27 protein-coding genes, 1 tRNA gene and 2 pseudogenes are annotated in these 25,576 nt (G+C 57.1%); 20 read left to right on the plus strand and 10 right to left on the minus strand.

Going from position 1 to position 25,576, the window contains the following annotated elements; all coding sequences use genetic code 11:
- The first annotated feature begins 15 nt into the window (after positions 1-15).
- The 3 genes and pseudogenes from purC to ACP7E4_RS01915 all read left to right on the plus strand — a co-directional run.
- Positions 16-726: a phosphoribosylaminoimidazolesuccinocarboxamide synthase gene (gene purC / locus ACP7E4_RS01905; protein WP_020289398.1), complete on the plus strand. Its 711-nt coding sequence runs from the start codon at positions 16-18 to the stop codon at positions 724-726.
- A gap of 89 nt (positions 727-815) precedes the next feature.
- Positions 816-905: transfer RNA gene (locus tag ACP7E4_RS01910), tRNA-Ser, on the plus strand.
- A gap of 103 nt (positions 906-1,008) precedes the next feature.
- Positions 1,009-1,868: pseudogene (locus ACP7E4_RS01915) on the plus strand (IS3 family transposase); the annotation flags it as partial.
- A 111-nt stretch (positions 1,869-1,979) separates the two neighbouring features.
- Here ACP7E4_RS01915 and ACP7E4_RS01920 read toward each other — a convergent pair.
- Positions 1,980-2,447, minus strand: a complete 468-nt coding sequence (locus ACP7E4_RS01920; RefSeq protein WP_426111139.1) for a hypothetical protein — start codon at positions 2,445-2,447, stop codon at positions 1,980-1,982.
- 415 nt (positions 2,448-2,862) lie between these two features.
- Between ACP7E4_RS01920 and ACP7E4_RS01925 the strand changes: the two genes are divergently transcribed.
- Positions 2,863-3,069, plus strand: a complete 207-nt coding sequence (locus tag ACP7E4_RS01925) for a hypothetical protein (protein ID WP_426111141.1) — start codon at positions 2,863-2,865, stop codon at positions 3,067-3,069.
- A 21-nt stretch (positions 3,070-3,090) separates the two neighbouring features.
- Here the strand turns inward: ACP7E4_RS01925 and ACP7E4_RS01930 are convergent, their stop codons facing one another.
- Positions 3,091-3,747 (minus strand): HAD-IA family hydrolase, encoded by a 657-nt coding sequence (locus ACP7E4_RS01930; RefSeq protein ID WP_426111143.1) that lies wholly within the window; start codon positions 3,745-3,747, stop codon positions 3,091-3,093.
- 402 nt (positions 3,748-4,149) lie between these two features.
- On the opposite strand from ACP7E4_RS01930, the gene ACP7E4_RS01935 reads away from it, so the two are divergent.
- The 7 genes and pseudogenes from ACP7E4_RS01935 to ACP7E4_RS01965 all read left to right on the plus strand — a co-directional run bounded on the left by ACP7E4_RS01935 (position 4,150) and on the right by ACP7E4_RS01965 (position 11,878).
- Positions 4,150-5,838 carry an NAD-dependent malic enzyme gene (locus tag ACP7E4_RS01935; RefSeq protein ID WP_426111145.1) on the plus strand — a complete coding sequence of 563 codons (1,689 nt, stop codon included), beginning with the start codon at positions 4,150-4,152 and terminating at the stop codon, positions 5,836-5,838.
- 410 nt (positions 5,839-6,248) lie between these two features.
- A pseudogene (locus ACP7E4_RS01940) lies at positions 6,249-6,800 on the plus strand (methylated-DNA--[protein]-cysteine S-methyltransferase); the annotation flags it as partial.
- Between the two features lie 188 nt (positions 6,801-6,988).
- On the plus strand, positions 6,989-8,638 hold the full coding sequence (locus ACP7E4_RS01945; RefSeq protein WP_426111147.1) for a phosphoethanolamine transferase: 1,650 nt from the start codon (positions 6,989-6,991) through the stop codon (positions 8,636-8,638).
- Positions 8,631-9,266, plus strand: a complete 636-nt coding sequence (locus ACP7E4_RS01950; RefSeq protein WP_426111149.1) for a class I SAM-dependent methyltransferase — start codon at positions 8,631-8,633, stop codon at positions 9,264-9,266. Before ACP7E4_RS01945 ends, ACP7E4_RS01950 begins: the two co-directional genes overlap by 8 nt.
- Before the next feature lie 133 nt (positions 9,267-9,399).
- Complete coding sequence (gene rnd, locus ACP7E4_RS01955; protein WP_426111151.1) at positions 9,400-10,533, plus strand: ribonuclease D; 1,134 nt, start codon at positions 9,400-9,402, stop codon at positions 10,531-10,533.
- Positions 10,530-10,823 (plus strand): YcgL domain-containing protein, encoded by a 294-nt coding sequence (locus ACP7E4_RS01960; RefSeq protein WP_020289385.1) that lies wholly within the window; start codon positions 10,530-10,532, stop codon positions 10,821-10,823. The genes rnd and ACP7E4_RS01960 overlap by 4 nt, the downstream gene beginning before the upstream one ends.
- A gap of 122 nt (positions 10,824-10,945) precedes the next feature.
- Positions 10,946-11,878 carry a D-2-hydroxyacid dehydrogenase gene (locus ACP7E4_RS01965; protein WP_426111153.1) on the plus strand — a complete coding sequence of 311 codons (933 nt, stop codon included), beginning with the start codon at positions 10,946-10,948 and terminating at the stop codon, positions 11,876-11,878.
- 68 nt (positions 11,879-11,946) lie between these two features.
- On the opposite strand, the gene ACP7E4_RS01970 is transcribed toward ACP7E4_RS01965, so the two are convergent.
- Entirely contained in the window at positions 11,947-12,540 is a 594-nt protein-coding gene (locus ACP7E4_RS01970) for a nitroreductase family protein (RefSeq protein ID WP_426111155.1), read from the minus strand.
- Positions 12,541-12,750: 210 nt separating this feature from the next.
- On the opposite strand from ACP7E4_RS01970, the gene ACP7E4_RS01975 reads away from it, so the two are divergent.
- Positions 12,751-13,200 (plus strand): YcgN family cysteine cluster protein, encoded by a 450-nt coding sequence (locus ACP7E4_RS01975; protein WP_426111157.1) that lies wholly within the window; start codon positions 12,751-12,753, stop codon positions 13,198-13,200.
- Between the two features lie 230 nt (positions 13,201-13,430).
- On the opposite strand, the gene ACP7E4_RS01980 is transcribed toward ACP7E4_RS01975, so the two are convergent.
- From ACP7E4_RS01980 to ACP7E4_RS01995, 4 genes are all read right to left on the minus strand, one after another.
- The gene (locus ACP7E4_RS01980; RefSeq protein WP_426111159.1) at positions 13,431-13,808 is read right to left on the minus strand and encodes a YgaP family membrane protein; all 378 of its coding nucleotides are present in this window, start codon (positions 13,806-13,808) and stop codon (positions 13,431-13,433) included.
- Positions 13,809-13,898: 90 nt separating this feature from the next.
- Positions 13,899-14,384 carry an RNA methyltransferase gene (locus ACP7E4_RS01985; RefSeq protein ID WP_065834885.1) on the minus strand — a complete coding sequence of 162 codons (486 nt, stop codon included), beginning with the start codon at positions 14,382-14,384 and terminating at the stop codon, positions 13,899-13,901.
- Between the two features lie 153 nt (positions 14,385-14,537).
- Positions 14,538-14,909 (minus strand): YajD family HNH nuclease, encoded by a 372-nt coding sequence (locus ACP7E4_RS01990; RefSeq protein ID WP_426111161.1) that lies wholly within the window; start codon positions 14,907-14,909, stop codon positions 14,538-14,540.
- A 68-nt stretch (positions 14,910-14,977) separates the two neighbouring features.
- Entirely contained in the window at positions 14,978-15,664 is a 687-nt protein-coding gene (locus tag ACP7E4_RS01995) for a spermidine synthase (protein ID WP_426111163.1), read from the minus strand.
- A gap of 104 nt (positions 15,665-15,768) precedes the next feature.
- On the opposite strand from ACP7E4_RS01995, the gene ACP7E4_RS02000 reads away from it, so the two are divergent.
- A complete protein-coding gene (locus tag ACP7E4_RS02000) occupies positions 15,769-16,053 on the plus strand; it encodes a hypothetical protein (RefSeq protein WP_047579329.1) in 285 nt (94 codons plus the stop codon).
- Between the two features lie 21 nt (positions 16,054-16,074).
- On the opposite strand, the gene ACP7E4_RS02005 is transcribed toward ACP7E4_RS02000, so the two are convergent.
- A complete protein-coding gene (locus ACP7E4_RS02005; RefSeq protein ID WP_426111166.1) occupies positions 16,075-16,542 on the minus strand; it encodes a Crp/Fnr family transcriptional regulator in 468 nt (155 codons plus the stop codon).
- An 86-nt stretch (positions 16,543-16,628) separates the two neighbouring features.
- Positions 16,629-18,689: a S9 family peptidase gene (locus ACP7E4_RS02010; RefSeq protein ID WP_426111168.1), complete on the minus strand. Its 2,061-nt coding sequence runs from the start codon at positions 18,687-18,689 to the stop codon at positions 16,629-16,631.
- A gap of 144 nt (positions 18,690-18,833) precedes the next feature.
- Between ACP7E4_RS02010 and ACP7E4_RS02015 the strand changes: the two genes are divergently transcribed.
- The 7 genes from ACP7E4_RS02015 to ACP7E4_RS02045 all read left to right on the plus strand — a co-directional run bounded on the left by ACP7E4_RS02015 (position 18,834) and on the right by ACP7E4_RS02045 (position 24,295).
- Positions 18,834-19,313 (plus strand): MFS transporter, encoded by a 480-nt coding sequence (locus tag ACP7E4_RS02015; RefSeq protein ID WP_426111170.1) that lies wholly within the window; start codon positions 18,834-18,836, stop codon positions 19,311-19,313.
- 50 nt (positions 19,314-19,363) lie between these two features.
- Positions 19,364-20,137 (plus strand): class II glutamine amidotransferase, encoded by a 774-nt coding sequence (locus tag ACP7E4_RS02020; RefSeq protein ID WP_047579286.1) that lies wholly within the window; start codon positions 19,364-19,366, stop codon positions 20,135-20,137.
- Positions 20,138-20,166: 29 nt separating this feature from the next.
- Entirely contained in the window at positions 20,167-20,688 is a 522-nt protein-coding gene (locus tag ACP7E4_RS02025; RefSeq protein ID WP_426111172.1) for a DUF2937 family protein, read from the plus strand.
- 290 nt (positions 20,689-20,978) lie between these two features.
- Positions 20,979-21,731 carry a 5-oxoprolinase subunit PxpA gene (locus ACP7E4_RS02030; RefSeq protein ID WP_426111174.1) on the plus strand — a complete coding sequence of 251 codons (753 nt, stop codon included), beginning with the start codon at positions 20,979-20,981 and terminating at the stop codon, positions 21,729-21,731.
- Positions 21,728-22,432, plus strand: a complete 705-nt coding sequence (locus ACP7E4_RS02035) for a 5-oxoprolinase subunit B family protein (RefSeq protein ID WP_426111176.1) — start codon at positions 21,728-21,730, stop codon at positions 22,430-22,432. Before ACP7E4_RS02030 ends, ACP7E4_RS02035 begins: the two co-directional genes overlap by 4 nt.
- Positions 22,429-23,349: a biotin-dependent carboxyltransferase family protein gene (locus tag ACP7E4_RS02040; RefSeq protein WP_426111178.1), complete on the plus strand. Its 921-nt coding sequence runs from the start codon at positions 22,429-22,431 to the stop codon at positions 23,347-23,349. The genes ACP7E4_RS02035 and ACP7E4_RS02040 overlap by 4 nt, the downstream gene beginning before the upstream one ends.
- Positions 23,350-23,491: 142 nt before the next feature.
- On the plus strand, positions 23,492-24,295 hold the full coding sequence (locus ACP7E4_RS02045) for a hypothetical protein (RefSeq protein WP_426111180.1): 804 nt from the start codon (positions 23,492-23,494) through the stop codon (positions 24,293-24,295).
- Positions 24,296-24,347: 52 nt separating this feature from the next.
- Here the strand turns inward: ACP7E4_RS02045 and ACP7E4_RS02050 are convergent, their stop codons facing one another.
- Positions 24,348-25,208 carry a hypothetical protein gene (locus ACP7E4_RS02050; protein ID WP_426111182.1) on the minus strand — a complete coding sequence of 287 codons (861 nt, stop codon included), beginning with the start codon at positions 25,206-25,208 and terminating at the stop codon, positions 24,348-24,350.
- Positions 25,209-25,576: the final 368 nt, after the last annotated feature.

The following is a 25,576-nucleotide window of genomic DNA, read 5'->3' on the forward strand; positions in this document are numbered from 1 at the left end:
CAAGCGGAGCCCATCATGGAAAAACGTGAAGAACTCTACCGCGGCAAAGCCAAATCGGTGTACACCACCGACGACGCTGACCGCTTGATCCTGCTGTTTCGCAACGACACTTCGGCGTTCGATGGCAAGCGTATCGAACAGCTGGACCGCAAAGGCATGGTGAACAACAAGTTCAACGCCTTCATCATGCAGAAACTCGAAGAAGCGGGCGTTCCGACCCAGTTCGACAAGCTGTTGGGCGACAACGAATGCCTGGTCAAGAAACTCGACATGATCCCGGTCGAATGCGTCGTGCGTAACTACGCCGCCGGCAGCCTGGTCAAGCGTCTGGGTATCGAAGAGGGCACTAAGCTCAATCCGTACACCTTCGAACTGTTCCTGAAGAACGACGCCATGGGCGATCCGTTCATCAACGAATCCCACGTCGTGGCGTTTGGCTGGGGCACCGCCGAGCAACTGGTTCGTATGAAAGAACTGTCGCTCAAGGTCAACGAAGTGCTGAACAAGCTGTTCGACGACGCTGGCCTCCTGTTGGTGGACTTCAAGCTCGAATTCGGCGTATTCCACGGCGAAATCGTCCTGGGCGACGAGTTCAGCCCTGACGGCTGCCGCCTGTGGGACAAGGAAACCCGCAAAAAGATGGACAAGGACCGCTTCCGCCAGGGCCTCGGTGACGTTATCGAAGCCTACGAAGAAGTCGCCAACCGTCTGGGCGTTCCGCTTTAACCCGAAAAAACGTGCAAGCGCTTGATAGCACAAAAAAAACAGCAAAAAGGTTCGCCTTCTGCGTTTGAGCTGTTATGATGCGCGCCGTTGGAGAGATGCCAGAGTGGCCGAATGGGACGGATTCGAAATCCGTTGTACTGGCGACAGTACCTAGGGTTCAAATCCCTATCTCTCCGCCATACAAATAAAAGCCCCAGAAGTTATGCTTCTGGGGCTTTTTTGTTTCCGGTGTCCCGTCCTGAATAAGGTTTACACCTTCTGACCTTTCTTCAGGAGGATTCAATGGATACGGGAAAAAGGCGCAGCCAACGCGATTACACGCTAGCTTTTAAATTGTCGGTCGTAGACCAAGTCGAAAAAGGCGAGTTGAGTTATAAAGAGGCTCAACGGCGCTTTGGCATTCAGGGCCGGTCCACGGTACTGGTTTGGTTACGCAAGCATGGCCGACAGGACTGGAGCCAAGGCGCCTCAATCCGAGCGCCGCGGAGCAGGCCAATGACCGACCCCAACCTCCCGCTGACACCCGAACAGCGGATTAAAGAGCTTGAAGAACAGTTGGCGCTGAGCAATCAGAAAGCCCAGTTCTTTGAAGCTGTCGTGAATGTCTTGAAAAATGATTACGGTGTGTCCATCGTAAAAAAGCGACCCGGCAAGTCCTCTCGCAAGGGCAAATCCAAGACCTGAGCATTACCAGGGCTTGCCTATTCATGGGGATTTCGCGCCAAGCGTATTACAAGCGCAACCGTGCCTTCGACGAGAGATTGCGCCAAGACCAGCAGGTAGTGGACTTTGTTTTGGAGAAGCGTCGCCGCCAGCCGAGGCTAGGAACACGCAAGCTGCATTATCTGATGAGCACTGAGGCTGGAGCGCAGGTATTTGTTGGTCGAGACCGTCTTTTTTCCATCTTGCGCGAAGCGCGAGAGCTGGTTCCTCGAAAGCGTGCTTATCATAAAACTACGCATAGCCATCATCGGTTCCGCCGCCATCCCAACCTGCTTAAAGCAGGCCCGGAACAAGTTGTCGCTGGCAGGCCCGAGCAGGTTTGGGTTGCAGATATTACCTATCTGCCCACGCGGGAAAGCGTTGTTTACGTCAGCCTGATAACAGACGCGTACTCGCGCAAGATCGTGGGTCATCATGTTCAGCGGTCCTGCTTAAGGATTCCAGTAGTTGATCCTGTTGGACCGAATGACAGAAATAAAAAAAGCCCGCACTGCGCGGGCTTTTTTATAAATTTAAGGTGTGGCAGTTAATTATTCGGTCAAAGGAGTTCCCGTAAGTTCGCCTTTAGGGGATTTGCTCGCCACGGCTATTGGACTCAAATTGGAGTTGATGCCTTCAGGAAGTCGATACATTGCACCTGTAAGCGGATCAACTATCAGCATGCCAATCAGTCCGCCGAATACGATATTCCCCCAGTACCAGCCGTTCATGTTTGTATCGAGTACTTCGGTCTTGGACAAGTAACCTTCTTTGCGATAATTGACGGTATATTTTTCGCCATCAAAGTAGCCGGCACCGGCTTTGAGCGTTACCTGATTCGGGGTGACGCCGGAGCTGACAACCGAGCCTGCCTCATTACTGATTTCATACGCGGCACCGCTTGGAGCTGATGTGACGGACACTGGGTAACGCGACTCACTGACGATGCTGGCGCAGCCGGTGGCTGCCAAAGCGGCGATCGACAGTAGGCAGATTTTTAAAAGTATAACCAGGCGCATTACGCACTCCATTGCTTAGTTTGATTTTGCGCGCGGATAGTATCAGCGGATTGTTAGTTGCGATATAGGGTGGGAAGTTAATATTCCGGTATTTAACGCTTTTTAATGGCGTCAAACTACTAACGGGTGTTTGTCGGTAGGGGAGTGGCTAGAATTTATCTAGGTAATTGTCGGGGCATATGCACTAGTTATTTATATTTAAGTGGTCGTGCTGCAAAATTTGGTTTGACGGTGGGGAGGAATCTGTCAGGTGGGACGGATTGACAAACAGCGAGGCGTGAGGTGAATATTTACCGCAGCAGGCAAATGGAATTGGCTGAAAATAATTCGACCCCCGCTGAGGAGTGCGGGGCTCGCATTCTGGGCAGTGGCATAACGGCCGCCGCCCATTCAGGAATCAAGGCAGGAATTCACGATGACAAACGCCGAGCTCGAAAAAATTCAAATCGAGATCACCAAACTGGCGGCCGAAACCCGCAAGCTGGTTGCCGAGTCTGGCAAACTGAACGCCGAGGCAGGCAAGATGACGCGCGAAACGTTCTGGTATCCCGTGGCAATCGCCAGCGGCATGATTGGTGCAGTAGCCACCCTGACCATGCTGATGATCAAACTCTTATCCTGATACCCGGGCGAGGAGGGGCGTTCAGTTTCCACCTCGCAACAATCCCAAACCTTGCGCGTCAACCACCACCTTCACCCCCTCATAACTCGCCAGCGTCGCATGTGCTGTCGTCATCGCATGCTCATGCGTCGCGGTAATCACCATCACACTAGCGCCTGCCGCTTCTGCTGCCGTAATTCCTGCTGGCGCGTCTTCGAAGACCAGACAATCCGTGATATCTACGCCGAGCCGTTTGGCGGCGAGCAGGAAGCAATCCGGCGCAGGCTTGCCTTGGCTGACGTCTTCGGCGGTGATCAGGTTGACGGGTACTTCCAGGCCTGCGGCTTTCAGGCGTGCTTCGGCCAGGGCGCGTGGCGCAGACGTGACGATGGCCCAACGTTCCGCAGGCAGCGAAGCGAGGAAGCGAGCAGCACCAGCAACGGACACGACACCTTCGACGTCCTCGATTTCAGCTTGAGAGATGCCTTCAGCCTCAATGATCGGGTCGAGTCCCGGCAGGTTCAGGCGGCGAATGGTGTCGACACTGCGCACGCCATGAATGGTCGGCAAGAACGCCACGACGTCCAGATCGTGCCGCTGCGCCCAAATCGTCCAGACCCGCTCGGCTGCGATGATTGAATTGAGGAGGGTGCCGTCCATGTCGAACAGGAAAGCTGAAAAGCGTCGTGCGTTAAACATTGCTTACCTCGAAATTGAGATTGTTATCAGACCCCAGAACTCGTTGGAGCGAGGCCTGCCCGCGAAAAGGCCGATACAGTCGCCCATTTCGTTTCGCTTAAACAAAGTCTTCGCGGGCAAGCCTCGCTCCAACATATCAGGTGCTGCCCAATTCATCGATTAACCGCAAATAGGTGCGCGTCTTGCCTCGATCGATACGTCAATATCACTTTCTTGCCATCCTTTAGCCATGTAGTAGCGGCGAAATGTCGCAACATGATTTGGCGCGAGTAAGATATGCACCTTGATTTCACTGCCCCGATTTTTCGCGGCTGGCCCTGATGTGCTCTTGAGGAGATTCCAGCGGCCAGTCACAGTGGTACCGACCGAACACGAGTAGACGAGAAAAGGCGATAACTGAAAATGACCAAGACTTCGCGACCTTTATATATTTCCTATGCTGGCCCTTCGCTGCTGGAAATGCCCCTGCTGAACAAGGGCAGTGCTTTTACCCCGCAAGAGCGGGTCGAGTTCAATTTGATCGGGCTGCTGCCGCAGAACGTCGAGACCATCGAAGAGCAAGTCGCGCGGGTCTTCAGCCAGTACAACCAGTGCGCGAGCGACCTGGACAAACACATCTACCTGCGTTCGATCCAGGACAACAACGAGACGTTGTTCTTCCGCCTGCTGGATTCGCACCTGGATGAAATGCTGCCGATCATCTACACGCCGACGGTTGGCCAGGCGTGTCAGGAATTCTCGAAGATTTATCGCACGCACCGGGGTCTATTCATTTCCTACCCGGAACGCGACCGTATCGACGACATCCTGCGCAGCGCCACCAAGGATCGCATCAAGATCATCGTGGTCACCGACAGCGAGCGCATTCTGGGTCTTGGCGACCAGGGTATCGGCGGCATGGGCATTCCAATCGGTAAATTGTCGCTTTACACCGCATGCGGCGGGATCAGCCCGGCGTACACCTTGCCGATCGTGCTGGATGTCGGCACCAATAATCAGGAACTGCTCGACGACCCGATGTACATGGGCTGGCGCCACAAGCGTGTGACGGGCAAGGAATACGAAGACTTCGTAGCGCTGTTCATCGAAGCTGTTCAGCGTCGCTGGCCGGACGTCTTGCTGCAGTTCGAAGACTTTGCCCAGACCAACGCCATGCCGCTGCTGGAAAAGTACCGCGACGAGCTGTGCTGCTTCAACGACGACATCCAGGGCACCGCATCGGTTGCCGTGGGTACGCTGCTCGCCGCCTGCAAGGCCAAGAATGAAACCCTGGGCCAGCAACGCGTGGTGTTCCTCGGCGCAGGTTCTGCCGGTTGCGGGATTGCCGAGCACATTATTGCCGCGATGGTGATCGAAGGCTTGAGCGAAGCCGAGGCGCGCAAACGCGTGATGATGGTCGACCGTTTCGGCTTGTTGACCGACAGCATGGATAACCTGCTGGACTTCCAGAAGAACCTGGCCCAAAAGGCTGGCGACGTCGCGGGATGGTCAAGCGGCGATGGCTATGCGGAGCTGCTGGACGTGGTCAGCAATGGCAAACCGACGGTGTTGATCGGTGTATCCGGCCAGCGTGGCCTGTTCACCGAGCAAATCATTCGCGAAATGCACAAACACTGCGCCAAGCCTTTGGTTATGCCGCTGTCTAACCCGACTTCGAAAGTGGAAGTGACTCCGCAGGAAGTCCTGACCTGGACCAACGGCGATGCACTGGTCGCGACCGGTAGTCCGTTTGCTCCGGTGACCGTAGGCGATCGCACGTTCCACATCGCGCAATGCAACAACTCCTACATCTTCCCTGGCATTGGCCTCGGTGTGATTGCGTGCAAAGCCACGCGTATCACTGACAAGATGCTGATGGCGGCGTCCAACGCGCTGGCTGAATGCTCGCCGATGGTTACCGGCAAAGGCGATGCGGTGTTGCCGCCGTTGAAAGAGATTCAGGAAGTCAGCCGCAAGATCGCCCTGGCGGTTGCCAAGCAGGCTCAGGCTGATGGCGTGGCGCTGGAGACTACCGAAGAAATGTTGGTCGAGGCGATTCAGCGTAACTTCTGGATGCCAAACTACCGGTCGTATCGTCGCAGCGCTGTTTAAAGCTCGACGTTTGACTCAATGCCGCCGCAAGGAAACTTGCGGCGGCTTTTTTATGTTGGTGTCCCGTCCTTTGTGGCTGAGGGCTTTTCTTCGATAAGTAAGTCCCACCGACCTCAAACTGCCTGACAGCACTTCATTGCCTGCCAATCCCATCGAGGACTTGTCCTCGATACGGCGTTGGGAATGAAATAGGTGTAAACCTGTTCCAGGACTAGACCTCGCAATGAGTGGCGGTCGATTCTGCACTAGAGCGCCGCCTTCAAGCGGCATAAACTCGGTCCATGAATCTACCCATCGAACCTGCGCCGTTGTCCCACGCCGATAAGCTGCAAGCCATGCTGGATGGCGACAGTCGCTACGACGACGAGCTTTTCAGTTCGGCGCCAGCCATTGGCCGCAAGATTTTCGCGCAGGCCAAGCCCCGCGAGCCGTTGCATTTCATGCGTCTGTCCACGCCACTGGGGCCCATGCTTGCCATGGCAGAGCAGCGCGGGTTGGTGATGCTTGAGTTTCTTGATCGGCCGATCCTGATGCGTGAACTCGATGAGCTGCGTACTCGCTTTGGCTATGCCATGACGCCGGGGGAAAACCCGCATCTGGAGCAGATCGAGGACGAGTTGGCGCGTTATTTCGCCGGCACCTTGACCCGTTTCGACGTCGCGCTGCATACGCCTGGCAGTGTTTTCCAGAATCAGGTCTGGAGTGCGTTGCGCCAAGTGCCGTATGGCACGACCTGCACTTACGGTCAGATCGCCGTTCTATTGGGCAAGCCGGGCGCCAGTCGCGCTGTAGGCCTGGCGAATGGGAGTAATCGCATGTCTATTGTCTTGCCTTGTCACCGGGTGATTGGCGCGGATGGTTCGCTCACAGGTTATGGCGGTGGCAAGCCGCGCAAGGAGTTCCTCCTGCGCCTGGAGCGTGTGGCGATCCAGATGGCGGATCAACAACAGCTGGCGTTCTAAGCCGGCTTGTTGCGCTAAGGTTTTGAGTTCTAGTGGAATTTTCCTACCTGAAAAGATGCTGAACAAGACCTTTTGTTCGCATCCTTTTCACAAAAAATTGATGGCGTCCTGACTAAAGTTTGCTACGTCGAAGGAGTTGCGTGACTTGCGCCGCTCTGACGTATTTCAACTCATAAAAGCAGACCGTCATGCTGAAAGTTAAAGCCATGCGCCCCGAGCTTGTGACCGTGCTCGCCAGCAGTTTTTTATTGTTCGCGTTTAACATGACGCTATGGACACACTTGTTTTCAATCACCGCGTCCGACTGGAAGGGCGTTGCCATGCGCGCCGCGTTCGGCGTGATGGTGTTTTGTGTATTTAATATTTTTCTGACCCTGGTTGCGTTCAAGCGAATATTGAAGCCTGTCCTGGTGCTGTTGTTTTTTATCAGTGCCGGTGTCGCTTATTTTATGAGTGAGTACGGCGTCATGATTGATGCCGGGATGTTTCGTAATTTTGCAGAAACCAACGCGACTGAAGTACAGGGTTTGCTGTCCCTGAAGTTGGGGTTTTATATTTTGTTTCTGGGGTTGCTGCCTTCGTTAGTGTTGTTGCGGATCCCGGTAAATTATCGCCGCTGGCACCGTGAACTCATCAGTAAAGCTCTGGTGAGCATTGTTTGTGTTGCGGCAATTGGTGGTGTTGCATTGGCTAATTATCAAGGTCTTTCTTCGCTGTTTCGTAACCACCACGAGCTGCGTTTAATGGTGGTGCCGAGTAATTATATTGGCGCATCGTTCGGTTATTTACGTGAGCAGGTGATTTCTGCCCAGCGCCCGTTTGTGGCCATTGGTGAAGACGCAAAGCGTTCGCCACAGTGGGCAACGCGCAAGCGTAAATCACTGACCGTGTTGGTGGTGGGTGAAAGTGCGCGTGCCGAGAACTTCGGTCTCCTCGGCTACGGCCGTGACACCACGCCGAACCTGAGCAAGGAACAAGGTCTGATCGCTTTTAGCGATGTTCATTCCTGCGGCACCGAGACGGCGGTGTCCGTGCCATGCATGTTTTCCAATATGGGCCGCAAGGATTACAGCGCGACCAAGGCGAAAAACGAGGAGGGGCTGCTGGACGTCATCAAGCATGCGGGCCTCAACGTGGTCTGGCGTGACAACCAGTCCGGTTGCAAGGGCACCTGTGATCGGGTGACCTTGCAGGATGTCAGTAACCTGAAGGACCCGGTGTTGTGCGCCAATAACGAATGCCGGGACGAGATTCTGCTTCAGGGCTTGCAGAGCTTCATTGATAACCTGGATCAGGACACTGTTCTGGTACTTCACCAGATGGGCAGCCATGGCCCCGAATACTTCAACCGCTACCCCAAGGAGTTCGAGAAGTTTACGCCGGTGTGTGAAAGTAATGCGCTGAACAATTGCAGTCGCGAAAGTATCGTCAATGGCTACGACAACACTTTGTTGTATACCGATCATGTGCTGTCGAACCTTATCGATATCTTGCGCAGCAATCAGGCCAAGGTAGATACAGCGATGCTGTATCTGTCGGACCATGGTGAATCGCTCGGTGAGTACAATCTGTTTCTGCATGGCACGCCTTATATGCTGGCACCGGATCAGCAGAAGCACGTTCCAATGTTTGCCTGGTTTTCCGATGCCTATAAAGCATCTTTTTCGGTCGACACCGGATGCCTGCAAAAAGAGCGTAATGCACCGCTGAGTCAGGACAATCTGTTTCACTCCATGCTCGGTTTGCTGGAGGTCGATACCAAGGTCTACAACCCGAGCCTGGATATGTTTGCCGGCTGTCGTGGCTTGGCCAGCAATGGTGTCCTGGCCAATGAATAACGTGGACGAAAAGCTCCGACCGGGGTTCGTCCGGCGATTCAGCTTGTGGCGTGACGAGCAACTGGCGCGCCATGCATTGAAGGCGGCGGGGGAGCCGGGCCTGGTTCTCGATCTGCCGAGCGGTACGGGCAAGTTCTGGTCGGTATTGGCCGAACACTCCAACCGCGTGATCCTTGCGGGGGACCAATCCGCAGACAAGCTGGCCCTCGCCGAAAACCACTGCCCGACGGCCGTGCTCAAGCGCATCAAGACATTTCAGACCTCAGCGTTTTCCATCGACCTCAACGACAACGCGGTGGACTGTATTTTCTGCATGCGGCTGTTCCACCATATCGCCGACAGCGACGAACGCTCGGAAATCCTGCGCGAGTTCCACCGCGTCAGCCGTGACACGGTGATTGTTGCGCTGTGGGTTGATGGCAATATCAGGTCGTGGCGCCGCAAACGCATGCAGATCTCTCGTGACAGTTGCGGAATGCCAGCGCCGAGGCGCAGCCGATTCGTCGTCGGCAGGACTGCGATCAAGGGTGAATTCGAAGCGTCCGGCTTCAGGATTCTGCGTCATTACGACTTCCTTCCGGGGTATGCCATGTGGCGGGTCTACGTGTTGCGCAAGATCAACCAATAATCCGGTCACCGGTCGGTTTCGTGCGGATTTTGGCCAAAAACTCTAGATGAAGATGTTCAACACTTGTAGGACAGATGCGCGGTAAGCGTCCATCGCGATATATACTGCGCGCCATTCTTCATGGGAGAGCCGTGTGGCCATCGATATTCACTGGATTCGCGACGACGCCAGCCTCGCCCGACATTGCGCGCAGTGGCAGACATTGCCCTACGTTGCCCTCGACACCGAGTTCATGCGGGTCGACACCTTTTATCCCATCGCTGCGCTGCTGCAGATCGGTGACGGTTCCTGCGCCTGGCTGATTGATCCGCTGCTCATCAATGATTGGCGTCCGCTGTCTGCGCTGCTGGAAAACCCGGATGTCATCAAAGTGGTTCACGCGTGCAGCGAGGATCTTGAAGTCCTGCTGCGCCTGACCGGCAGTCTGCCTGCGCCGTTGTTCGACACCCAACTGGCGGCGGCTTATCTGAACCTGGGTTTCTCCATGGGCTATTCGCGACTGGTGCAGGAGGTGTTGAACATCGACCTGCCCAAGGGCGAAACCCGCTCCGACTGGTTGCAACGTCCGCTGTCGGAAACCCAGATCAGCTATGCCGCCGAAGACGCGGTGCATCTGGCCGAGGTCTACAACATCCTGCGTCCACGGCTGTCCGACGACAAGTACGCCTGGGTGCTGGACGATGGCGCCGAGCTGGTCGCCAACCTGCGCCGTGAAGTCGACCCCTACGAGGTGTACCGCGAGGCCAAGCTGGCCTGGAAGCTGTCCCGCGCTCAATTGGCCGTGTTGCGTGAGCTGTGTGCATGGCGTGAACGCGAGGCTCGCGCCCGTAACCTGCCGCGCAATCGAATCGTGCGAGAACACTCGCTATGGCCGCTGGCCAAGACCCAGCCGGACAACCTTGGCGCGCTGGCAAAAATCGACGACATGCACCCGAAAACCGTACGTCAGGACGGCGAGTTCCTGCTCGACCTGATCAAGCAGTCCGGCAGCGTACCGCCTGAACAATGGCCCCAGGCGCTGCCTGAGCCGCTGCCGATCGACGCTGCGACCCTGCTCAAAAGCCTCCGCGCGCTCGGTCAACGCTATGCCGAGCAACTGGACATGGCTCCAGAACTGATGCTGCGCAAGAAAACCCTCGAAGCACTGCTCAAGAGCGGTTATCCCGACGGGCCTTATCAATTGCCAGAGTCGTTGCGCGGATGGCGTCGCGACCTGATGGGCCAGGCGCTGCTCGACCACCTGGCTGGTACCGGAGAAAACTCTTGAAGCGTATCTGTTCGATCTATCGCAGCACCAAGAAAAACGAAATGTACCTGTACGTGCTGAAAAGCGACGTGCTCAAGCGGGTTCCGGTCGAACTGATGGTTGCCTTCGGTACGCCGCATCATGCGTTCGATCTGGTGCTGAGCCCGGAACGTCAGCTTTCGCGGGAAGACATCCACAAGGTTCTGGAAAACCTCGATAAGCAGGGCTATCACCTGCAGATGCCGCCGGCTGAAGACGAATACATCGAGCACCTGCCGGAAGAGCTGCTGCGTCGCAACGATCCGATGTGAGCAATCAATTCCCCTGTGCCTGCGGGCCGGGGTGTTAAAACTGCTTTTTGTATACGCGACCCGGATTTGATCAGGCCAGACCTGTCTCCAGTCGCCTGTTTTGTTTTTAAAGGTTTTGAGCCATGCGCGTTCTGATTGCTGAACACGATTACCCTGTTTACACCCAATTGCTGCGCCAGGCCGCCCCGGAACTTGAAGTCATGAGTACCGGCGACTCGGCTGAGTTGTCGCGATTGGCCGCCGATTGTCCGGTCTGGCTGGGCCAGCCGGATTTGTTGGCCAACCTGCTACGCCAAGGCCATACCCCGCAATGGCTGCAATCGACCTGGGCGGGCGTCACGCCGTTGCTGGTCGACAGCCTGAGCCGCGATTACCGTTTGACTCGTGCCGTGGGCATTTTCGGACAGGTGATGGCCGAATTCGTCCTGACCTACATGCTCGGCCATGAACGCGAAGTGCTGGCGCGCCTGATGAGTCAGGTCGAGCGCAAGTGGGACAACCGCGCCAGTCAGAGCCTGGCAGGTCGCAAGGTTTTGATCGTTGGCGCTGGCGACATCGGCCTGAGCGTTGCGCAATTCCTCGCACCCTTTGGCGTACAGGTCTATGGCATTGCGTCCCAGGCCCGCACCCAGGCGCCATTCGTTGAAGTGGCAGCGATGGCGGATCTGGATCGTCTGGTGGGCGAGGTGGATTATGCGATCAACTTGCTGCCGAACACGCCGGAGACCCACGATCTGTTCGATGCCAAGCTGTTCGCCAAATTCAAGCCAACCGGCTTGTTCATCAATGTCGGGCGCGGCGTCGCTGTGGTTGATGCTGATCTGGTCGAGGCATTGAAAGAAGGGCATCTGGCTGGCGCAGTTATCGACGTCTGCCGTCAGGAGCCATTGCCGCAGCGCCATCCGTTCTGGACGGCTTGGGGTTTGCTGCTGACCGGACACAGCGCCGCGCCGACCTCGCCGACGGCCATGGTCGAGTTGTTCCTCGCCAATCTGAAGGCTTTTGAAGCGGGCGAAGCGCTGCGTGGGGAAGTGGATTTCTCGCGGGGGTATTGATGCAGGAGATTTCGCCGTGTTGTGGCACGGCGCTGTCGCCAAGCAAACACCGAACATGTGCACAAGGTTTAGAGCGTGAAATCACCCTCAGCCGCCAGCTGGGCCACTGGTAGGCGCGGGCTTGGGATTTCCCGGCCTTGCAGGAATTCAGGCAGGGTCGATTTATCGCCCAGCTTGCCGATCGCCACAGCCGCGTGTATCTCGTAACCTTCTGGAATATTCAGCTCCTGACGGGTTCGCTCCTTGTCGAAGCCGGCCATGCCGTGGGTGTACCAACCGCTCAGGCTCGCTTGCAAGGCCAGATGGCCCCAGGCGGAACCGGTGTCGAAGGTATGCCAGAGCGCCGGAGATTCTTCCGTGGCGCCAGGCGCGGTGAACGTGGTTTTGGAAATTACGATGACCAGCGCCGAAGCGTGTTGTGCCCAGGACTGGTTGAACTCCACCAGCAGGCTCAGGAAGCGAGCCCAGTTCGGCGTGTCGCGACGGGCGTACAGAAAACGCCACGGTTGCGAGTTATACGCCGACGGCGCCCAGCGAGCCGCCTCGAAGAAGCTCAACAGGGTTTCCTGGGGAATGCTTTCGCCGGTGAAGGCGCGGGGTGACCAACGTTCAGTGAACTGTGGGTCAATAGGGTAATCGGCGATGCGTGGATTTGTGCTCATGAGAATCCTGAAAAAAGAGAATTGCAGACGCTCAAGCAGATGGGCCGTGGACGGCAGGCATCGCGGAAGTCCGGGAAGTAGCGGCCTAAAGCTACTGCGCTGTCGGGGATCTGACAAGTCCTGGCTACCGACAGTCGTAAGCGCTTGGCCCACGCCCGTTGTGCCACTAGACTGGCGATCTTTTCACTGTTGATGCTGATTGCCCGAACCATGGCCGCTAAAGTCGAACCCTTCTGGATACGCAAGACCCTCGATCAGCTCGATGCAACCGAGTGGGAATCGCTGTGCGACGGCTGCGGCCTGTGCTGCCTGCAAAAGCTTGAGGACGAAGACGACAACAGCGTTTATTACACGCGTATCGCCTGCAAATTGCTGGACCTGAAGACCTGCCAGTGCACCGATTACAGCAATCGCCGGGCATCAGTGCCCGATTGCATTCAGCTCACGCCGGGTCAGGCGGACGAGTTCAAATGGTTGCCGCCGACCTGTGGTTATCGGCTGGTCAGCGAAGGCAAGGACTTACCGCTGTGGCATCACCTGGTATGCGGTGATCGCGATGCGGTGCATCAGGAACGCATCTCTCAGTCCGGACGCATGCTCAGTGAAAAGAGCGTGGCCGAGGATGATTGGGAAGACTATCTGATCTTTCGCGCGGGTTGAGCGTTATTAGTAAATCTGTGGGAGATTCTATGTTTGAGGGCAACCCACAGACGCCACAGATGTGGTGTCTGCACCGACGCCTTCCCGGATAAATCCGGTCCCACAGGATGACCGCATTTCACCTGTGGGAGCAAGCTTGCTTGCGAAGACTGTTTTCCATTTGTGGAAAACGATCGGATGTACCGGCATCTTCGCGAGCAAGCTCGCTCCCACATGGTTTGTATGCTGTATCAAACCTCAGTTTTAGGCTTGGTCAGTGCATCAATGCCATCGGCAACGACGTTCTCGGCAGTCACTTCAGCCTTGTTTTTCAGCAGGCTCAGCTCATCGCCAGCGCGCTTGATGCGGGCTTTGGCGGTGTCCAGGTCGCTGCGGCTTTTCTCGATCAGGCTTTTGGCCGAGCAATGGCCGGTAATGCCACGTGCCAATACAGCGCCACCAATGGCCAGCTGGATCAAACCGAAGAAGCCGCCACGACGCAGGCCTTTGCCCATCATCAACACGCCGCCCGCCAGAGAGCCGACCCGCTCCCAGCCATGAACGTTTTGTGGGGTGTGGATTTCTTGCGCGGCATTGTCAATGCGTTCAATGATCGGGGTGTCGCTCATGATCGTTCTCCATGATGAGATGAATTCGGTTCAGTAAAACTGACTGCCGCCGTTCGGAACTGTTCAATGCATTTGTCAGCAATCGTGCCACTAGTCAGCTTTTTCTCTACCGAACTGCGGCCCGGAGCGGGTGTTGATGCCTTTGGCCATCCGATCGTAAAGCACGACATTGACCGTCGCGGCGAGGTTCATGCAGCCGGTGGTGGGGATGTAGACGACGTCTTCACACCAATCGCGGATTTCCTGGTCCAGCGAGCCATCTTCCGGGCCGAAGATATACAGCGCGCGATCAGGATGGGTGTATTCGGGCAACGAGCGTGCGCCTTCGACCAGCTCCACGGCCACCGGAATGCAGCCCAGCGGCAGGATGTTTTTCAAATCATCGATGCCGATCAGGGGAATGTCCTGATGGATTTTTTTGGTGTCGGTCACGAAATCCCGGGCGCGCTCGTAGCGTTTGCCGGTGTAGAACACCGACGCCACGCCATAACAACCCGCCGCACGCATCACGGAGCCGACGTTTTCCGGAGACTTGGGGTTGTACAAGCCGATGCAGGCGTAACGTTTGTTGGCCACGGGGGAAATGCTCGCTGGGAAAAGCGGGCGATTATACGGCGGCGAGCCGCCAGTTATAAGCGGTAAGCTGCAAGCGATATGCTCCAGTCTGCAAGACGACCGAGTTGTCTTTGCTTTTCCTTGCAGCTCTAGACTTGCAGCTTGCAGCTGCCCCTATTCCTTCTTCATCAACCCCGCCAACGCCGCAAACGGGTTGTGGGTCGCCTTGGCGATTTTCGGGCTGCTGGTGGAGCTTTCCGAAAAATATTGCTGGTCGGTGTAGCGCGAGTGCTCGTTATCGTGACAGTACAAGCACAGCAACTCCCAGTTGGAGCCGTCCTGCGGGTTGTTGTCGTGATTGTGGTCGCGGTGGTGGACGGTCAGCTCGCTCAGGCGTTTGCCGGCGAATTCACGGGCGCAGCGGCCGCAGACATGCGGGTACATGCGCAGCGCCTTGTCGCGATAACCCATTTCGCGGTCGCGCTGGGCGTCGGCCAGGATGCGATCCAGCTTGGCGGTGTGGGAAGGAGGGTTGGCCGTGCTCATGGGGTCACCTGTGTCATGTTCATTCGTTGAAAACGGTAATGGGCCAAGTCTAGCGCTTCGCGAAGCGTTCAGCCTTTGAGTTTTTCCGCAATCCAGATGGTATGGCGCGTGCCCTTGTTGCCGTGGGCGAAGACTTGCACCTCGTCGGCCTTGAAGCCGGCCTTGCGCAGCTTGTCGGAAAACTTCTGATCCGCGCTGGCTGACCATACCGCCAGAATGCCTTTGGGACGCAAGGCCTGGGCGCAGGCCGCCAGTCCGCCGGACGAATACAGCCAGCTGTTGGACTTCTGGGTCAGGCCTTCGGGACCATTGTCGACGTCGAGCATGATCGCGTCGAAGCCGTGTGGCTCGCTCTTCAACACGTGGGCGACGTCGCCGATCACCACCTTTGCGCGTGGATCGAGCAGCGGATTGCCCGACTTCTCGCCCAGCGGGCCGCGATTCCACTCCACGACGCCCGGCACCAGTTCGGCGACTACTACTTCGGCGTTCTTGCCCAGATGTTTCAAGGCCGAGGCGAGAGTGAAGCCCATGCCCAGACCGCCGATCAGTACTCGCGGTTGCAGGCGCGGCGCGACCTTCTTGCAAGGGATTTCCGCCAGTGCGTCTTCGGAGCCGTGCATGCGGGTGTTCATCAGCTGGCCGCCATCGCCACCCTGGATCTTGATCACGAAATCTTCGCCGTATTCGAACAGGCACAAGGCACCGCCGTTATCGGGAATGGCGGTGGTGTCGAGCAGGACGAAACGTTTCATTGAGCACTCATCGGAAGAAGGCGGTGGCAAAAAGTTGAACACGGTCTCAAGGCAAGGAGTAGCCTGAGCCGCACAATATGACGGGCTGGCATGTGAGGCCATTGATGAAAGGTTCTATTCTAACGGCGATTGTCCTGACGACGCTCTCGTTAAGTGTCGTGCAGGCGGACAATCTACAGCCGATTTCCCCGGCACCGGAACCGGGCTCGCCGGGCACTGCGACACCTACGCCGTACCCGCAGGTCGTGCCGCCGAGCATCCCCAAGGCGGGTGGAACGCAAGGCAACTCGCCTTTATTGCCCAAGATTGAAATGCCCCGGCCGCCCAAGGATCAGCCATTGCCGACGGTCGAAAGCGGCCCGGCGGACAAGGACAACATCCCCAAATAACAAATAACCTGGCTGCGCCGGTCAGCTCAGCAATTGGCCATCGACCATGCGCAAGCGCTTGGACAGCGAGGTGGCCAGAGCGCGGATGATCTTTGCGGCGACCTTTGGCGTTTCGTCGAGCATCTTGTCCAGGGAATCCCGCCCCAGATTCAACAGCTGACAGCTCGACGCGGCGACACAACTGGCCGAACGCCGTTCGCCGTCCAGCACCGCCATCTCTCCGAAGGCCCGGCCGCGACGCAACGTGGCGATTTCCACCTGTTGGCCTTCGGCATTGAGTTTCTGCACCGACACCGAACCCAAATGGATGATGCACATGAACGTGCCCGCATCGCCTTCGCTGAAAATCGCGTCACCCTGGTTGATCGACGTCATGTTGAAATAGCCGGCCGCAGCCTGAAATTCGGCGGGCAGCAGGGCATCGAACAGACCGCAGTCCATGAGCATGTCGCGGATTTCATTGTTCAGGTACGAAGGTTGTTCTGGCATGGCTCGGTCTTGTTATGAATAAGTGCTGGCCGGACGCTAGCAAGCGTCCGGTCAGATGTTAGTAAGACAAACATTTCAGGCCGAGTTCAAACGGCCAACTGCAATACCTTGAAGATAAACCCGTACTCCAGCGCCACGTCGCGCAGCCCCTGATAACGCCCGCTCATGCCGCCATGGCCTGCGCCCAATTCGGTCTTGAGCAGCAGGAGATTGTCGTCGGTTTTGTGGGCGCGCAATTTTGCCACCCATTTGGCCGCTTCCCAATACTGCACGCGACTGTCGTTGTAGCCGGCAATCACCAGCATCGCCGGATAAGCCTGGGCGCGGACGTTTTCATAAGGTGCATAAGCCTTGATGCGCGCGTAGACCTCGGGCTGCTGCGGGTTGCCCCATTCGTCGTATTCGGTGACGGTCAGCGGCAGATCCGGGTCGAGCATGGTGTTGAGCACATCCACGAACGGCACTTCGGCAATCGCCGCCTTGAACAAGTCCGGACGCTGATTGAGCACCGCGCCGATCAACAGCCCGCCTGCGCTGCCGCCGCTGATCACCAGTTGCTCGGCGCGGGTGTGGTTGTCAGCGATCAAGTGTTCGGCACAGGCAATGAAATCGTCAAAGGTATTCTGCTTGTTTTCCTGCTTGCCGTTGCGATACCAGGCTTCGCCCAATTCGCCGCCGCCGCGCACGTGAGCGATGGCAAACGCAACGCCGCGATCCAGCAGGCTCAAACGCGCATGGGAAAACCACGGGTCGAGGCTTTCGCCATAGGCACCGTAGCCGTACAGATACAGCGGTGTCGACTGGCCGAGCAGTTCACGCTTGACCACCAGGCTGATGGGGATCTGCGTGCCGTCCTTGCCGGTTGCCCAGATACGCTGGATGACATATGCGTCGGCATCGAACGGGCCGAGTACCGGGGTTTCCTTGAGCACCACCTGATCGCCGGTCGCCAGGGTCAATTGACGGACTTGCGCCGGGCGATTGAGTGACTGGTAGCGCAGGCGAATCCTGTCGCTGTGGAATTCCAGGGAATCCTGCACGTACAAGCTGTAAGCGGCGTCCGGCAATTGCACGCGATACACCGGCAGACCTTGCGGGCGAATTTCGATGATCGGCAGGCCGCCTTCACGCAGGCTCAGGGTCAAGCCTTTGGCATTGAGGCTGAAACCATCGAGCATCACGGTTGCGCTGTGCGGGACCAGCACCTGCCAGTCGTTGCGGCTGGGTACGCTGCTGGGCTTTTCTGCGGCCTGAAACAGCGCAAAGTTGATGCCGTCCTGATTGCTGCGGATCAGCCAACTCCAGTTGCCATCTACCTGACCGTGATCCACCGAGTACTCATGACCTTCAGCCCGGGGCGCCATGCACACGAAAGCGTGTTCAGGCTTTTCGGTATCCAGTACCCAGGCTTCGCTGGTGGTTTTGCTGTCCAGGCCGAGAATCAACTGCCGCTCGGAACTGCTGCGATAGCAATGCAGGAAAAACCGCCCGTCCGGCTCGTTGAATACCAGATCCGCCGAGTCACTGCCCAAGCGGTGGCGATACAGCTTGTGCGGGCGATGCGTGTCGTCCAGTTCGCCGAAGAACAGCGTCTGGCTGTCGTTGGCCCAGGTCATGCTGCCGTCGCAGTCTTCGAAGGGCAGGGCGTTGACCTGGCCGCTGCTCAGCTCTTTGACGTAAAGCTGGTAAACCTCTTCGCCACTGGTGTCCAGGCTGTAGGCCAGCCGCTGGTGGTCCGGGCTGATGCTGAACGTGCCCAGGGAAAAGAAGCCGCCGCCCGCCAGCTGGTTGGGGTCCAGCAGCATTTCTTCCTGACTCTCGTCCACCGTCTGCGAGTCGTCCGCCGGGCGCGGGCAGCGATAATGCCGGGAGTATTCATCGCCCTCGGTGGTGCGGGTGTAATACAGGTACGGCCCCCACGGCGAAGGCAGCGAGAGATCGGTCTCCAGGATGCGCTCCTTGATCTCCTGAAACAGCGTCTCGCGCAACGCTTCCTGATCGGCCAGTTGCGCGTGCTGATACGCATTTTCTGCCTTCAGATAATCAAGCACTTCGTCGCTGTCGCGGTTTTGCAGCCAGGCATAAGGATCGGCGCCATCGGCTTTTTGGGCGATGGGGGCGCTGGGAATCGGATGTGATGAAGACATACTGGGCGCTCATTGGTGGCTGTGCGCTATCGAATGTGGACTGCCAATTGATGGCATGTGGCACTGATAACTGACGCCGGGGAAGCCGGGTTGGCGAAAAGCCGTTATCATAAGCGCCTAATTACCTGCCTTACCACGGACGTCATGACCGAGAACGACTATACGATCGCCTGGGGCCTCTACGCATTTGCTGCGTTGGGTTGTCTGCTGGTGTGGTTCCTGATGACACGCTGGATGTGGCGTTACCTGCGTGAGCCGCTGCTGGTGATCGCTGCCGTCCTGCTGTTGACCCCGACCATCATTGATCCGGTGAAGGAAAAATTCGCCCCGGCGGTTGCCATCACGGCCCTGGACTTGTTGTTCAAGGTCGGCAGCAATGTCTGGCGCGCGGTGTCTGATCTGGCCATGTACGGCATGATCGCCTTCGGCCTGTACCTGCTGTTTGTGCTGATTCGCTGGCCTATCGAGAAAAGCTTGCGGGCGCGCCGTCCGCAAGTCGCCGCCGAGCCGGCCACGGCAGCGCAGGAACCGCAGGACGAGCCGTTCTCAGATGACGACCGCTTTGATCGCAAACCTGCCGCGCCGGGCGTCGGCAACCGTTCTCGGGTCGAGCCACGTCTGTAGGCGCTGGTCTTCAAATGCGCTGCTGAACGCCCTCAAACGAGAACCTGAACATGTGTGAATTGCTGGGCATGAGCGCCAATGTCCCGACCGATATCGTTTTCAGCTTTACCGGGCTGATGCAGCGGGGCGGTCGTACCGGCCCCCATCGCGACGGCTGGGGCATTGCCTTTTACGAAGGTCGCGGCTTGCGTCTGTTCCAGGACCCCGCCGCGAGCAGCGAGTCGGAAGTCGCACAGCTGGTCCAGCGTTATCCCATCAAAAGTGAAGTGGTGATCGGACACATCCGTCAGGCCAATGTCGGTCGCGTATGTCTGTCCAACACTCACCCTTTCGTGCGTGAGTTGTGGGGGCGTAACTGGTGTTTCGCGCACAATGGGCAACTGGCGGATTTTGCTCCAAAGGCCACTTTCTACCGACCCGTGGGCGACACCGACAGCGAAGCTGCGTTCTGCGATCTGCTCAATCAGGTGCGCGAAGCGTTTCCAGAGCCGGTGGAAATCGAACAGCTGCTGCCTTCGCTGGTCGAAGCCTGCAGCGAATATCGCAGCAAGGGCGTGTTCAATGCGCTGCTCAGCGATGGCGACTGGCTGTTCTGTTTCTGCTCGACCAAGCTGGTGCAGATCACCCGGCGTGCGCCCTTTGGTCCGGCCCGCTTGAAAGACGTGGATGTCATCGTCGATTTCCAGGCGGAAACCACCCCCAATGACGTGGTGACCGTGATTGCCACCGAACCCTTGACCGAAGACGAGATCTGGAATCGCTACGAGCCGGGCCAATGGGCGTTGTGGCGGCGTGGCGAATGCGTTGCCCAGGGCAATGCTTGATAACATCGACCCAACTGAGAGGGATCTAAATGCTGCGAAGTTATCTGCGACTGGTCTTGTTCACCGTGGGCCTGTTGTTCGGGGTACAGATTCCTGGTTTTGTCAGTGATTACGGCAAGCGCGTCGAAGCGCACCTGATCGAGGCCCAGCAAAGCATCAAGGGCTACAACGCCACCGCCGCACAGTTTTTCAAGGGCGATGTGCAGGCGCTGATCCAGCATTACCGCGAGAGCGAAGATCCGGTGTTCCGCAGCGATGCGGACAGCATCAATGCGCTGCTGACTCGCACGCAGATCCTCGAACGTGAATGGCTGTCCATGCAAGGCCCGTGGTATGCCCGGGCGCTGCACGTGGCCATCGCCGCCGACGCCGATATCCGTCGCGAAACCTGGAATGGCTACACCTGGCAGGTGTTGCTGGCTCCGGAAGTGATCGCCTGGGGTATCGTCTGCGCGCTGGTGTTGGCGCTGCTGATCGAGACGTTCTTCCTGATGCTCGGCTGGGTCGCCACGGGTGGACGCCGCAAGCCCAGGCTTGAGCGGGATTATTAATAGAGCTCGAAGCCCGTTGCGAGGCTTGCCCGCGAATCAGACACCGCGGTGGACAGCATCCACCGCGTAACTGTTCTTCGCGGGCAAGTCTCGCTCCAACAGGGGACAGTTCCCCCATCACTTTTTCTTATCCCTCCCTCTCGCTTTTATTAGTTGGACGCCACGTCCGCTACCCTCCAAAAATGCGCTGTACCTGACAGGCTTGTCGCAACGGTGCCACTGCAGACAAATGGCGCGGTAGACTCTGGCTTTGTTGTCCGAAATTTCTTACGCACACAGGAGATACGCCCATGGGCCGCCTGTTACTGAATTGCGATATTGGCGAAAGTTACGGCGCCTGGACCATGGGCATGGACGCCGAAGTCATGCCGTTCATTGATTGCGCCAACGTGGCCTGCGGTTTTCATGCCGGGGATCCGAGCGTGATGCGCAAGACTGTCAGCCTGGCGCTTGCCAATGATGTAACGATTGGCGCTCATCCGGCGTATCCGGATCTGGTCGGCTTCGGTCGGCGATCCATGGCGTGCAGCCCGCAGGAAATTCACGATCTGCTGCATTATCAGATCGGCGCGCTGGACGGCATTTGCCGCGCTCAGGGCGGGCGAGTGCAATACGTCAAGCCTCACGGCGCGATGTACAACGACATGATGGCCAATCCCGTTCAGCTGCGTGCGGTGATCGAAGGCATCGCCCGTTACGACGTGCAACTGCCGCTGATGCTGCTGGCGATGCGTGACAACAGCGCCGCTCAGGCGATTGCCGATGAATTTGGCGTGCAGCTCTGGTTCGAGGCGTTCGCAGATCGAGGCTACGACGCAGAAGGGCGTCTGATGCCGCGCCAACTGCCCAACGCTGTTCACCATGATCCGGAAATCATCATTGCCCAGGCCATGACGCTGGCACGTGGCGAACCGCTGATTGCCAGTGATGGCAAACCGCTGCACCTCACGCCGCATACGCTCTGTGTGCATGGCGACAACGCCAGTTCGATTGCCGCCGTGCAACGCATCCGCCAGGCATTGGACGAGCAGTTCGCCTTATGAAGCTGCGTATTGAAGTGGTGGCGATCGATTGCCTGATGGTGCGTCTGTTCGATGCCATCGACGAAACCAACATGCCCTGGATGCTGGCTGCTACGGCTCGCCTGCGGGAGAGTTTTGGCGCGCATCTGGTGGATCTGGTGCCGTCTTACACCACCTTGATGGTGCATTACGATGTGCTCGCCCTGAATCCTGATCAGGCCCGGGAGCTGATCCATCAGGCGCTGCGCGAGCTGGCCCCCGATCCAGCGGCACGTGGTCAGCATCATGTGTTGCCGGTCTGGTACGACCTCAGCGTCGGCCCGGAATTGACGTTATTGGCGCGGCGCAGCGGGCTGGAAATCAGCGAAGTGATTCGTCGTCATTGCGAGCGTGAGTATCAGGTATTCGCCCTGGGTTTCGCGCCGGGTTTCGCGTTCATGGGGCTGGTGGAAGAAATTCTCGCCGCGCCACGTCTTAACACACCACGTAAACGCGTCGCGGCGGGCAGCGTCGGCATCGCCGAGCGGCAGACCGCCGCTTATCCGGTGGTTTCCCCCGGCGGCTGGAACCTGATCGGGCGTACCCCGAGCAAGCTGTTTGATCGTCAACGGGACGGCTACAGCCTGATGCAGCCCGGCGACAGCGTGAACTTCGCCGCAGTCGATCACGCGGAGTTCGTGCGCCTGGGCGGCGATGACACGCCGCTGGAGGTGCAACCATGAGCGCGCTGCTGATCGAAAACAGCACGCCGCTGTGTCTGTTGCAGGACGCCGGGCGTTTTGGCGTGCGGCATCTGGGCGTGACTCAAGGCGGGGCGCTGGATTGGGTGTCCATGTCCTGGGCCAATCGCCTGCTGAACAACGCGCTGGATGCTGCCGTCATCGAAATCACCCTGGGTGGTTTGACGTTGCTGGCCGAGGAGGATTGCTGCCTGGCCCTGGCGGGCGCCGACCTGGGCGCGCTGCTCGACGACCGGTCGGTTCAGCCATGGCGCAGTTTCTTTGTAGGCAAGGGCCAGCGCTTGCGCTTCAGCCAGCCACAACTTGGCGCCCGGGCCTATCTGGCCGCACCCGGCGGCTTCGATGCGCCGAAAGTGCTGGGCAGCTGCGCGAGTGTTGGCCGCGAAGAACTGGGCGGTCTCGATGGCTTGGGCAAAGCGTTGGCCAAAGGTGATCAGCTGGTTTATTCAGGTTCGGCTTTCGTGCTGCGTACGCTGACCGAACAACAGATCCCGAACTTCCATGATACCGCGCCGCTGGACGTGGTCCTCGGTGCGCAAATCGGTGAATTCAGCGGCCTGAGCCTATTCGACGTATTCAACAACGACTGGACCCTCGACAGCCGCGCCGACCGCATGGGCATCCGCCTGCTAGGGCCGGAATTGATTTATCAGGGCGCACCGATGATCTCCGAAGGCATCCCCCTAGGCGCAATCCAGGTGCCACCCGACGGCCAACCCATTGTCCTGCTCAACGACCGACAAACCATCGGCGGCTACCCACGGCTGGGCGCGCTGACGCCACTTTCCCTGGCGAGACTCGCGCAGCGATTGCCGGGAAGTACCTTGCGGCTAAGGCCCATTGTGCAAAACGTTGCGCATCAGCGGCATGTTGAGTATTTACATAAGTTAACGGGTTAAATAAGAAGCCGGCTTATTAGCCGGCTTTTTGTTGTAGCCGATTTCGTACAGGTTGCTGGGAGGCGCCTTGCTTTAAAGTCAGGTCAAATACTTTTCGTTATTGCCGTTAACCATTGGACAACGGTTGATATGGGAGAGTGTTATGTTTGATCCACAAGCAGGTGTGAAACACGGTACGGCTGTGATAGGGCTTGGTGATAAGCTCTATTTCGGTATGACCTACTGGCAGTCGGTTACCGCTCGCTATGAAGAGCTGGTCGCGGCAGGCGAAATGACTGAACGGTTGCAAGTAAGTTACGATTCCAGAATGGCAACGGAGGGCATCGTTTACACGCTTGATGACAAGAACCAATTCCACATTGTGTCAGGGGAAGAAAAGCTGGCGAAGGGCCGTGCGATAGCCAGAGAGTACGGTCTGGAGGTATGGGAAAGTAATATCTATGGCGAGCTGAGTACCTATGATTTTTCCATCCTGAGGGCATTGCATTATGAGGCTCAATACAGGCTCGAAGATATGCAGGTGGAGTTTGATGAGTTCAAAGAGCAGATACGCATCTCGCTCCCAGAACTGGCGGACAAGAATTTTGGATTCACGATTAATGAACATTGCAGTCTGGAAATTACATCACCCGACGGCGCCCTAACTGATCGGGAGAAAATGCAGCTGGATGCCTGGATCAATGACCGAGACCGATTGAAAGAATTGACCTTCGATCATGCCAAGCTGGTCACCTATATCTTGAAGCATGATCCTCGGCTGAGACGGGAGGAGTCATTGGTGACGCTGGAAAATATCAGTAAATTTATTGATTATGGCGTGCTCCTGCAAACCTATGCGACTCGACCCGGTAACGGCAATTCGTGGATAGAGCAATTGCAGAAAAATGTGCGAGAAATGACGCGGGAGCAAGAGGCGGACAGGCAGAGTAACGACAACCATAGCTGAGCTTAAGCCTTGGGCCCAAGTGCCTGCGTCAAGCACTTGGGCCCAAGAGCAATTAATGGCGCAGGTGTTTTTTGCAGATATGGCCAAATTCACTGTCTATCGTGCCAGGATTCCAGTTGTGGCCAGTGGCGGCATCTTCCAGGTCGGCGATTATTCGATGCCGATTGAATTCAAGGTGCCAGAAATAGTTGAACGGTCCCATCATCTGCCAGAAAGGAGGGGACGTTCTGTGGCCTTGGCAACCTGGCAGTGAGATCGTCTCGTTCCCCCTGCCATCTGCCTTAGTAAAAATCGTTGTTATGCCAATTGTTGGCACAATAGTGATATCTAGGCTCGCCATTGCACCCTCGACCGGATGCCCGGTGGAATCCTGAATATGTACCGACCAGTCCACTGTATGGAAGGCCTGGAAAATCCCGGCATACAGCGGTATTCCTTTGGCATCCGTGGTAATCAGATCGGTACTTGCCCGGTAGGGGGCTGATCCAAATCTGAATCTGTATTCGCCACCAGCTATTCCTCCATCACGTTTGGACACCCGAATCTGAATCTCCTGGTCGGGTTGAGTGTCATCAATGATGTAGATACCTTTATCGGGCATGGCCACCCATTTGTCATTTATCTTGCACTCAATGATCAGGTTACTCGACCGTTTCATTCCTCTGAACATGAGGTTTTGTCCGCGCAATGCGGTAAAGGTGTAGTGCTTCTCCGCAGTGGCACTATCCAGTGTTTCTTTAACTTCGTTAAGCTTGTCTCCCAATATGGTTGGTTGTGTCAGGGATGGCGCGCTCTGAAACTCGGTGTCTGTGATTAAGCCAGTTGTCGCGAACGCCGGTGGGGAAAATATTCCCGTCAGAGTCATAGCCGCCACGAGCGGTAGGAGGTAACTATTTATAGTCGATTGTTTCATTGTCAAATCCTTTTTTGTTATCGGCTCCACTGTCGAGGCATAGAAGTACCCAACCGTGGAAGCCGTAAAATATCGTTGATTAAATTAAACGCAGATGCGCGAAGGGGCACCCGGTGGTCAGCTGTTTATCAACTGACAAACCGGACGTAATCACTGGTAGGAAGGGTTGTCAATCCGTCGTTCAAAAATAAACGAATCGTGTAATCGACAGATGCAGGATGCATCTTTTGTAGGAGAGAACTGGCGGCTACCCAGCGGGCGGGTGCACTAACGCCGCTTTCCCCGGCGCGGCTTATTAGCCGGCTTTTTGTTGTAGCCGATTTCGTACAAGTCGCTGGGAAGCGCCTTGCTTTAAAGTCAGGTCAGAT

Origin of the sequence: Pseudomonas sp. DSP3-2-3 (assembly GCF_049898225.1) — a bacterium.
In the GTDB taxonomy this organism is placed as follows: domain Bacteria; phylum Pseudomonadota; class Gammaproteobacteria; order Pseudomonadales; family Pseudomonadaceae; genus Aquipseudomonas.

Excerpts from the sequence above, each read along its gene's own strand:
- purC (WP_020289398.1), top strand. The coding sequence starts at position 16 with ATGGAAAAACGTGAAGAACTCTACCGCGGCAAAGCCAAATCGGTGTAC.
- ACP7E4_RS01920 (WP_426111139.1), bottom strand. The coding sequence starts at position 2,447 with ATGCGCCTGGTTATACTTTTAAAAATCTGCCTACTGTCGATCGCCGCT.
- ACP7E4_RS01925 (WP_426111141.1), top strand. The coding sequence starts at position 2,863 with ATGACAAACGCCGAGCTCGAAAAAATTCAAATCGAGATCACCAAACTG.
- ACP7E4_RS01930 (WP_426111143.1), bottom strand. The coding sequence starts at position 3,747 with ATGTTTAACGCACGACGCTTTTCAGCTTTCCTGTTCGACATGGACGGC.
- ACP7E4_RS01935 (WP_426111145.1), top strand. The coding sequence starts at position 4,150 with ATGACCAAGACTTCGCGACCTTTATATATTTCCTATGCTGGCCCTTCG.
- ACP7E4_RS01945 (WP_426111147.1), top strand. The coding sequence starts at position 6,989 with ATGCTGAAAGTTAAAGCCATGCGCCCCGAGCTTGTGACCGTGCTCGCC.
- ACP7E4_RS01950 (WP_426111149.1), top strand. The coding sequence starts at position 8,631 with ATGAATAACGTGGACGAAAAGCTCCGACCGGGGTTCGTCCGGCGATTC.
- ACP7E4_RS01965 (WP_426111153.1), top strand. The coding sequence starts at position 10,946 with ATGCGCGTTCTGATTGCTGAACACGATTACCCTGTTTACACCCAATTG.
- ACP7E4_RS01970 (WP_426111155.1), bottom strand. The coding sequence starts at position 12,540 with ATGAGCACAAATCCACGCATCGCCGATTACCCTATTGACCCACAGTTC.
- ACP7E4_RS01975 (WP_426111157.1), top strand. The coding sequence starts at position 12,751 with ATGGCCGCTAAAGTCGAACCCTTCTGGATACGCAAGACCCTCGATCAG.
- ACP7E4_RS01980 (WP_426111159.1), bottom strand. The coding sequence starts at position 13,808 with ATGAGCGACACCCCGATCATTGAACGCATTGACAATGCCGCGCAAGAA.
- ACP7E4_RS01990 (WP_426111161.1), bottom strand. The coding sequence starts at position 14,909 with ATGAGCACGGCCAACCCTCCTTCCCACACCGCCAAGCTGGATCGCATC.
- ACP7E4_RS01995 (WP_426111163.1), bottom strand. The coding sequence starts at position 15,664 with ATGAAACGTTTCGTCCTGCTCGACACCACCGCCATTCCCGATAACGGC.
- ACP7E4_RS02000 (WP_047579329.1), top strand. The coding sequence starts at position 15,769 with ATGAAAGGTTCTATTCTAACGGCGATTGTCCTGACGACGCTCTCGTTA.
- ACP7E4_RS02005 (WP_426111166.1), bottom strand. The coding sequence starts at position 16,542 with ATGCCAGAACAACCTTCGTACCTGAACAATGAAATCCGCGACATGCTC.
- ACP7E4_RS02010 (WP_426111168.1), bottom strand. The coding sequence starts at position 18,689 with ATGTCTTCATCACATCCGATTCCCAGCGCCCCCATCGCCCAAAAAGCC.
- ACP7E4_RS02015 (WP_426111170.1), top strand. The coding sequence starts at position 18,834 with ATGACCGAGAACGACTATACGATCGCCTGGGGCCTCTACGCATTTGCT.
- ACP7E4_RS02020 (WP_047579286.1), top strand. The coding sequence starts at position 19,364 with ATGTGTGAATTGCTGGGCATGAGCGCCAATGTCCCGACCGATATCGTT.
- ACP7E4_RS02025 (WP_426111172.1), top strand. The coding sequence starts at position 20,167 with ATGCTGCGAAGTTATCTGCGACTGGTCTTGTTCACCGTGGGCCTGTTG.
- ACP7E4_RS02030 (WP_426111174.1), top strand. The coding sequence starts at position 20,979 with ATGGGCCGCCTGTTACTGAATTGCGATATTGGCGAAAGTTACGGCGCC.
- ACP7E4_RS02035 (WP_426111176.1), top strand. The coding sequence starts at position 21,728 with ATGAAGCTGCGTATTGAAGTGGTGGCGATCGATTGCCTGATGGTGCGT.
- ACP7E4_RS02040 (WP_426111178.1), top strand. The coding sequence starts at position 22,429 with ATGAGCGCGCTGCTGATCGAAAACAGCACGCCGCTGTGTCTGTTGCAG.
- ACP7E4_RS02045 (WP_426111180.1), top strand. The coding sequence starts at position 23,492 with ATGTTTGATCCACAAGCAGGTGTGAAACACGGTACGGCTGTGATAGGG.
- ACP7E4_RS02050 (WP_426111182.1), bottom strand. The coding sequence starts at position 25,208 with ATGAAACAATCGACTATAAATAGTTACCTCCTACCGCTCGTGGCGGCT.